8 protein-coding genes and 2 tRNA genes are annotated in these 8,097 nt (G+C 43.9%); 3 read left to right on the top strand and 7 right to left on the bottom strand.

Annotated elements, in window-relative coordinates:
* Positions 1 to 250, top strand: a 250-nt coding sequence (locus tag K941_RS16920; RefSeq protein ID WP_029103741.1) for an IS1 family transposase, incomplete at its 5' end; no start/stop codon positions are given.
* Positions 251 to 326: 76 nt separating this feature from the next.
* Here K941_RS16920 and K941_RS0111610 read toward each other — a convergent pair.
* The 4 genes from K941_RS0111610 to K941_RS0111590 form a co-directional block, all read right to left on the bottom strand.
* Complete coding sequence (locus K941_RS0111610) at positions 327 to 884, bottom strand: RDD family protein (RefSeq protein WP_029103740.1); 558 nt, start codon at positions 882 to 884, stop codon at positions 327 to 329.
* Between the two features lie 544 nt (positions 885 to 1,428).
* A tRNA-Arg gene (locus K941_RS0111605) sits at positions 1,429 to 1,505 on the bottom strand.
* Positions 1,506 to 1,608: 103 nt separating this feature from the next.
* A tRNA-Ser gene (locus tag K941_RS0111600) sits at positions 1,609 to 1,698 on the bottom strand.
* 268 nt (positions 1,699 to 1,966) lie between these two features.
* Positions 1,967 to 3,538, bottom strand: coding sequence for an AbgT family transporter (locus K941_RS0111590; protein ID WP_029103739.1), 1,572 nt, complete (start codon positions 3,536 to 3,538; stop codon positions 1,967 to 1,969).
* A gap of 665 nt (positions 3,539 to 4,203) precedes the next feature.
* Here K941_RS0111590 and K941_RS0111585 point away from each other — a divergent pair.
* Positions 4,204 to 4,386 (top strand): hypothetical protein, encoded by a 183-nt coding sequence (locus tag K941_RS0111585; protein WP_029103738.1) that lies wholly within the window; start codon positions 4,204 to 4,206, stop codon positions 4,384 to 4,386.
* A gap of 65 nt (positions 4,387 to 4,451) precedes the next feature.
* Here K941_RS0111585 and K941_RS0111580 read toward each other — a convergent pair whose 3' ends face one another.
* From K941_RS0111580 to K941_RS0111570, 3 genes are all read right to left on the bottom strand, one after another.
* Positions 4,452 to 5,060, bottom strand: a complete 609-nt coding sequence (locus tag K941_RS0111580; RefSeq protein ID WP_029103737.1) for an L-threonylcarbamoyladenylate synthase — start codon at positions 5,058 to 5,060, stop codon at positions 4,452 to 4,454.
* Positions 5,047 to 6,204 carry a DNA-processing protein DprA gene (gene dprA / locus K941_RS0111575; protein WP_029103736.1) on the bottom strand — a complete coding sequence of 386 codons (1,158 nt, stop codon included), beginning with the start codon at positions 6,202 to 6,204 and terminating at the stop codon, positions 5,047 to 5,049. Before dprA ends, K941_RS0111580 begins: the two co-directional genes overlap by 14 nt.
* A gap of 131 nt (positions 6,205 to 6,335) precedes the next feature.
* Positions 6,336 to 7,424 (bottom strand): LysM peptidoglycan-binding domain-containing protein, encoded by a 1,089-nt coding sequence (locus K941_RS0111570; protein ID WP_084137759.1) that lies wholly within the window; start codon positions 7,422 to 7,424, stop codon positions 6,336 to 6,338.
* A 467-nt stretch (positions 7,425 to 7,891) separates the two neighbouring features.
* Here K941_RS0111570 and K941_RS17595 point away from each other — a divergent pair.
* Positions 7,892 to 8,097 (top strand): IS1/IS1595 family N-terminal zinc-binding domain-containing protein (locus tag K941_RS17595; protein WP_029102438.1); only part of this gene is annotated, 206 nt, incomplete at its 3' end.

Raw genomic sequence — 8,097 nt, 5'->3', positions numbered from 1 at the left:
GAATATCCATAACATTCAACTGTTTTGTAGTGACTACTGGAAATCTTACCTTGAAGTCATTCCAAAATCAAAACATATGACAAGCAAAGCTCAAACTTTTACCATAGAGGGCTATAATAGTCTCATTAGGCATTTCACAGCAAGATTTAGAAGAAAATCAAAATGTTACTCTAAATCCGAGAAAATGATAGAAAACACTTTGAACTTACTGTTTGCTAAGTGGAATGGAACTTTGAATTATGTATTTTAGTTTAACAATGCCAAAAATTAAAAGCCCTTATATAAAATCGCCCAATCCACACAGACTGGGCGATTTTTTAGGTTTCTTATTTATTAGGGGACTTCTTGTTTTTACGCCATGCCTGCCACAGGCTTTCATGCTGGATTTTGGGGACTTTTAGGGTGATGGTATTGGATAACATGTCATGCACCGCAAGCCCCCGAGTATTGAACGCACAAAACAGATAATTAAACAAAAACCCAAGCGTGGCACTTATCAGCACCGCCAGTCGTGAGCCATGTAGCACCTCGCCGATGGTCGCACAGAGTATGGGTAGTAGACAGGCACTGATGATGCGGCGTGTGCTTTGTGTCCACGTCAGCAGATGTCCTGCATTATCCACCGTCTTTAATCGCCATGTCTGCATGCCGAGCGTCTGCCCTGATTTTCGCCAAAACAATCCATAAAAACCTATCAAGGTCAGTACAAACAGCGGTGTCATGACCCCATTTTGATACCAAATTGGCAGTCTTTGGGCATGTGCCGAGTCTGTTCCTACTTCCATAAACAGTAGTGTACCGACCACCGCCCCAATCGTCCCCACCAAAAACAACATTGCCAATATCAGCATGCCATCATATAACAGCGCCGTCACTCGTACCAAGGGTTTGGCGATGACAGGTAGCTCATCAGGGTCCACCTGTATGGGCTCATCTTCGCTGTGTATCTTTGATGGATGGGTTTTTGGGGTTTTGTTTTTTTTAGCCATGATGATAAATAGAGTTAAAATAGGCTTTATTTTACCATGACTTTTGGGTGTGTTGAATATTCATGACGCTTTTATGTGTAAAGTCTTGGATTATGTCTGTTATTGATGGTATTTTATTGGCATTTGACAAAATGTCACGCTTTAATCCGTTTTACATAAAATGGCTATTTGACGACTTATGCTTAAGAACTTAATATTTGCCACAGACTTGTAGGGGCGTGTTAAACACGCCATCTTTATAAGGCTTGCAAAGCCAGCCCCCTACATCTATACATTGTGAATTTGTGGTAATTTTAAAGTTTTGAGACTGTAATTTAAAAAATTAAACCAAACCTAAATTTATCCCGTGTTAAGCCATCAGGTTGTTTTTATAAACCCATTTGATAAACTCGCACAAATAAAAACACCAAAACTCAATCAAGTTTTGGTGTTTGGTATATGGCGCACCCGGAGAGATTCGAACTCCCGACCCCTTAGTTCGTAGCCAAGTGCTCTATCCAACTGAGCTACGGGTGCAGTACAACTGATGTGATTATCAATCTTTACCACTCGTTGTGGTCGGCTATTATACACTAAAAATTTAGAATGTCAAGCCTTTTTTATTTATTTTTAAAATAAATGGCGGTGACGGAGGGATTCGAACCCTCGATACAGTTTCCCGTATGCATCCTTAGCAGGGATGTGGTTTCAGCCACTCACCCACGTCACCGTTTTAATTGACAAATTTGTCAAAAGCTGTGGGCGATGATTATAGCAAAGTTTAGCAAAAATGCAAGGGGTTTTTTAAATTTTTGTGATAAATTTTAAAAAACCATCAAAAAACCCCTGCCAAACCCATCGCCATACACCATAAAAATTGACACCATCATCACCCCTACACACTTTTGCTCAGCATATTTTGCAAAAACACCCCAAAAGTGTCTAACTTTTGGGGTGGGGTTCATCATCAAACAAGGGATTTTTACCATCTGGCAAAATTAAGGCGTGTAATAGGTTGCAGTCCCTGGTCCCACAGGCAAGCCTAAGGCAAATACCCAAATACAAAAGAGCACCGTCCACCCCACCAAGAACAAAAGCGAGTACGGAATCATGAGCGACATAAGCGTGCCGACCCCTGTGTCCTTTTTGTAACGAATTGCCACCGCCATGATAAGCCCAAAGTAACTCATCATCGGTGTGATGATGTTGGTACTGCTATCACCAATACGATACGCTGCCTGAATCATCTCTGGGGCATAGCCTGTCAGCATGAGCATCGGCACAAAAATCGGTGCGGTAATCGCCCACTGAGCCGATGCCGAGCCGAGCATGAGATTGACAAAAGCACAAATCAAAATAAAGCCCACGAGCAACAAAGGTCCTGTCAGTCCGATGTCATTTAGGAAATTCGCTCCCGATACTGCCATGACCGAACCGATGTTTGACCAATTAAAAAAGGCGGTAAATTGAGCAGCAAAGAACACCAGCACGATGTACATGCTAAGCGAACTCATGGCGGTACTCATGGCATCCACCACGTCATCATTGCTCTTGATGGTGCCTGCAATCTTACCATACACAATACCTGGAATGGCAAAGAACACAAAGATGAATACCACAATCCCATGTAAAAATGGCGACCCTGCCACAAGTCCTGTCTCAGGATGTCTTAAAATCCCATCGGCAGGCACAACAGTCCATGCCAGTAGCAAACAAAAAATCAGCATGGACACGCCCGACCAAACCAGTCCTTTCTTTTCTAAGGCGGTCAGTCGCTCCACCTTGCTGTCAAGCACGCTTGGGTCATCGGCATCATCGGGGTTGTATTTACCCAAAGATGGCTCCACGATTTTTTCGGTGACAAAGTAGCCAACGCCACTTACCAAAAACGTACTTGCCGCCATAAAATACCAGTTGGCTTCTGCCCCCACGACATAGTCAGGGTCAATAATGCGTGCCGCCTCTTGGCTGATGCCCGACAGTAGTGGGTCAACCGTACCAAGGAGTAAGTTGGCACTATAACCGCCCGACACGCCTGCAAAGGCAGCAGCAAGTCCTGCCAGTGGGTGCCTACCCAACGAATAAAAAATCATCGCCGCCAATGGAATCAGCACCACATAACCAAGCTCTGATGCGGTGTTTGACATAATACCTGCAAAAACAATGACAAAAGTAACCATCTTTGGCGGGGCGTTCATGACAAGCCCCCGAAGAGCCGCCGAAATCATGCCCGACCGCTCAGCAATGCCCACCCCAAGCAGAGCGACAAGCACCGTCCCCAGTGGCACAAAGCCTGTGAAATTGGACACGAGATTCTCAACAATCTTGGCAAGCCCATCACCATTTAAGAGATTGACAACATAAATCATGCCATCTTCACTACGCCCCTTTGCCCCTTCTGGGCGTGGGTCAGCCACCGACACCCCCATCATCGACATGATTGCCGATAGTACAAGCAAAATAACTGACATCCATACAAATAAAATGGCAGGGTGTGGCAACAGATTGCCAAGCCACTCCACCCCCTTTAAAAACCTCTGCATGCGAGAAGAGGTTGCTTTTTCTTGCATAATCCTTCCTTTTAAAAAACTCAATAAAATCCAACTTTATCAAGTGTTTAGGTGATAAATAAAAAATGCTATTATTCAGCACGGCTATTAAATCACAATTTAGTAAGAAAAACAAACATTTTGGTACATAATGTATAAGGAATAGTTAGGGCGTGCCTACCATTGATAACATTTTTTATAAAATTAAGATGAAGATTTAACACTTTAAGCCATTTTTTCATGAAAAATGACTAAATCTTGTTTTTCATCGTCAAAAACTTGCTTGATAGAATAACTATCAGCCTCAAGTTTTTTCCTTGAAAAACATGCGATTTCCCCTATTTTTCATTGCAAATACCAAAGGCAGGCACGCCCTATTTAAAACTTTTAAAATACGCATTAAAATTGATTGACAAAACGCCATTTTCATCAATATTTTTGTTAATCGCACCATCAAAATGGTTGAAATACGTGGCAAATCGCCAATTTTAGGTTACATTAGTTTAACATTGTAATTGCTTGTAAAATCAATGCTATTAAGGCTTAGTTTACGGCATTTTATCTGTATTTTATTGCACAAAGCTTGATATCGATTAAAATAAGACCAAGTTCTAAATGATGAGCTGGTTCAAACTCATCTCGTTTAAACACATTCACATCATTCTCATTTACCCATGGAGTATATTATGCCACAATCTCAATTCAATCTAACTGTTGCCGACCAAGCTGCTGCTGACGCTCTGATTGCTAAAACCGAAACTATCGCCGGCGTTAAATTTGTTAACGTAAACATCGACAAAGGCACCGTGATTGTCACTCATAGCGAAGACTTTGATGAAGCTGCTTTTAAAGTTGCTGCTGGTATCTAAGCAATCTGTTTGCTTTAAAAAACCAAAACCCTTTGTATCATACAAAGGGTTTTTTATCATCAAAACTACCGCACTACCTGCCCTGTACTGGCATGAATGATTTGACTGGGTTTATCATAGCCCAGCGTATCGCCGAGCAGATAACAGACTTTACCCCCAAAATAACGCCATGCCATCTCAAAATCACGGGCAGGGGCTTGCCCACCAACATTACAACTGGTAGATACCAAAAAGCCAAACGGATTGTTATCATGAGTAGCAAGCAAATCACACAATTTGGCGATTTTGGCATGGTTGATTACTCGAATGGCAAGGCTCTCATGTTTGCCACGCACACATTGAGGGATACTAACTCCATCAGGAATATCAAACAGCCATGTACTCGCCTGCCGTCTGTCATCGGCATACGCCCAGCTTTTGATAATGTCATTTTGGCGAGTCTTCGGCAGATTTTTCAAAAATACATCAATGTATGATTCATCCGAAGTCAGTACAATCACGCCCTTTTCGACAGGGCGTTGTTTTAAGGCAAGAAGCTTATTTACCGCCTGCACATCAAAAGCATGACAGCCCAGCCCCCATACACTCTCGGTAGGATAAGCCAAAATCCTACCTTGCATGACCCATTCATACGCCACATCAGCACTGTGAGTGATACATTCATGCTCGCTCATAGCGACCCCCGACCACTTTTACCATACCAATCATTTCAAGCTCCAACAAAGACGCCAGCAATGTCCCAACATCCAAAGCAGTCGCCGCCACAAGTGTATCTAGGTCAGTCGGCTGATTGGATAACTTATCAAACACGCCCTGCAAATGGGGTGCGATGGCAACTGATGCGGACACAGGGCAGTTTTCATGAGCGTTATCAAGGGCTGAAACACCCCGAGAGAAGGTTTTAGGTAGGGCGTTATAACCCATCACACTTCCACTGAGCTCATCAATAATCTGACTGGGGTGGTAAATCAGGGTTGCCCCTTCGCGGATGAGATGATGACAGCCCTCGGCATTAACATTATCGATAGAGCTAGGCACAGCGAAAACTTGCTTGCCTTGCTCAGCAGTCAGGCGTGCGGTGATGAGCGAGCCACTGGCAATGGCGGCTTCGGTGACCAGCGTGGCAAGTGATACCCCTGCCACCAGACGGTTACGGCGTGGAAAGTTGTGCTTGATGGCGGGCGTGGCGGGCAGCAGCTCGCTAATGAGACAGCCACCCTCATTGATAATCTGAGCATACAGAGCATTGTGGTTTTTAGGATAGCACACATCAATGCCTGTTCCCATCACCCCCACCGTCTGTCCGCACCCATTTGACAATCCGCCCAGATGTGCCGCCTTATCGATACCTCCTGCCAGTCCACTGGTGATGGTCAATCCCTGATAAGCCAAATATTCTGCCATATTAAAAGTCATCTGATAAGCAAACTCTGTGGGGGAACGACTGCCAACGATTGCCACCTGCCTATCCGACAAGCGTGTCACCTCCCCACGATAAAAAAGCACTGGTGGTGGGTCATACATCTGTCTGAGCATTTCAGGATAACGCTCATCGTCCATCAAAAGCATGCCGTACACCCCACGCCCTGCTTCATCATGCAGTCTGGCTACCATCGCCATGACGTCATCAACATCCTGCCATCTTTTGATGTGGGCGTTATGCACACCAAGCTCCTGCCATGCCCCAAGCCCTTCTGTCAGAGCCTGCCTTGCACCGCCAAATTGTTCGGTCAATTTATAAAAAGCGGTCAAAGAAGTATTTACCACATACCACAAAGCAAGCGTGGCGGATGTCTCATCTAGTGTCTGATAACTCATGTTTGTTTCTTATGTTAAATGACAGGCTTGCATTATATCACTACTGTCTTTTTTATAAAATTTCATTGGCAAAATAAAATTGCCAATACAAGCGTATTGGCAATTTTAATACATCACTATTTATCAATGAATTATAGATAAGGCGGTGGCACCAACTGGTCACCTTTACTTAGTGGTAACTCTGATGAGAGAACATAAGCATAACTGATGTGGTCAAACACTTTAAATACCATGACCTGACCTGCTTTTTCGCTAGGTAGGCGTACTGGCGTGTCGTTATCACGAATGTCACGCACCAATGCCCCTTTACGATAGACATCAAGAACATGACCCGCTCTTGCTCCTTGAGCAGCACCGATATTGATGGCGACCACACTGCCTTTGGCGGCACTGCCGATACTGCCCATCACGCGTGCAATGCTACCGCCACGAGTCACCTCAGCAGGGGCAGGGTAGAACACTACAGGAAGCTGGGTTGGCACCTCAGAGAAGACTCGGTCGCCCTCGTGGATTTCTGTGTCGAATGACTGGGTGATTTGAATGCTTGATACGCCATTACCTGCCACATCAGTTACGATACCACGAGCTACTTGTACCGCTTCTAGCCCAATCACCGTACCTGTCTGCACATCTACATAAGGCTCGGACTTGCGATACACGCCATAAGTCTGACCTGGGGTAAGCAGTGCCCCTTTAACATAAATCTTGTCGCCTGTTGCGGTAATAAGATTACCTTTTTTGGACGCCAGTACATAAGGGGTCGTCTCAAAATCATCGGGATTGACAATCACCGAACGGTCAAGCCAATGACGGATATTTGATAATGGGATGGATGGCACACTACCTTCTAGCGGTGTCAGACGAACTGGTTCACTGGGTGCCACCTCTTGCATTTGCTTTTCAATGCCTGCACAGCCCTCACCTGTGTCCACGCCGACCAAGGTTTGACCCTTAATGATACACATGATAAGAATATCGCCGGGGTAGATAAGATGTGGGTTTTTGACTTGTTTATTGGTCGCCCAAATCTCACGCCATCTGTGCGGTGCACTCAGATATTTACCAGAGATGTCCCACAGTGTATCGCCTTTTTTGACGGTATAACGGTTGGGGGCGTCTGCTTTGATGGTTGGAGCAGGGTTATTTGCATGGGCTGATGACATCATCACGCCACCGATTAGGCAAGCGGTCATCAGGCTTTTTAGGGCTGTTAGCTTCATATCATTATCCATTATTAAAGACAACAAGTGTGTCTTTTTAGAAAAACACGAACTTGCTAAAATCTTGCTTAGCATACCACAAAATGTAAAAAAATATTAACTATTTTATCATTATTTGGCGGTAACTTTCCGACAAAAATACATCATTTGGCGACTTTTGGATGTCATAATGGCAAAAAATTTGTAAAAATAAGCAGGTTATTTAACCAGCTCTTTTTACCTCCAAACTCAATAGACTTCTTTCCAAACCCCGATTTTGTCGATTTTTAAAACTTCAACCTCAGTATTTATAAGGAAAAACACTCTTGGTAGGCCAGCCTGTCCATGACGGTTTTCCAGCACCCGCAGGCATGGCTCAGAGCGAGTAGAAAACTAGTTTTACAGGAAGCTCATTAAATCAGTTGGTATTGTTAAAAACAAATACATAAGTTAAAATAGCTCAATACTTTGCCATAGAGTAAAAACCAATGAACGAAACATTTGATAGTTGTCCTAAATGTAAGCACAAACACTTTGTCAAAGCAGGTTTTAACAATGGCAGACAACGCTATAAGTGCAAAGGTTGCAATCATTACTTTTCAGTACATAAACCAACGCATCATAAAAGCGAAGAAACCAAGCAAATGGCAATCAATATGTATCTAGAAGGTTTGGGCTTTCGTTCAATTGGTCG

This window comes from Moraxella caprae DSM 19149, assembly GCF_000426885.1.
GTDB classification, from domain to species: Bacteria; Pseudomonadota; Gammaproteobacteria; order Pseudomonadales; family Moraxellaceae; genus Moraxella; species Moraxella caprae.
The sequence above is the reverse complement of the archived record's forward strand: the minus strand, read 5'-3'. Positions and strand labels throughout refer to the sequence as shown.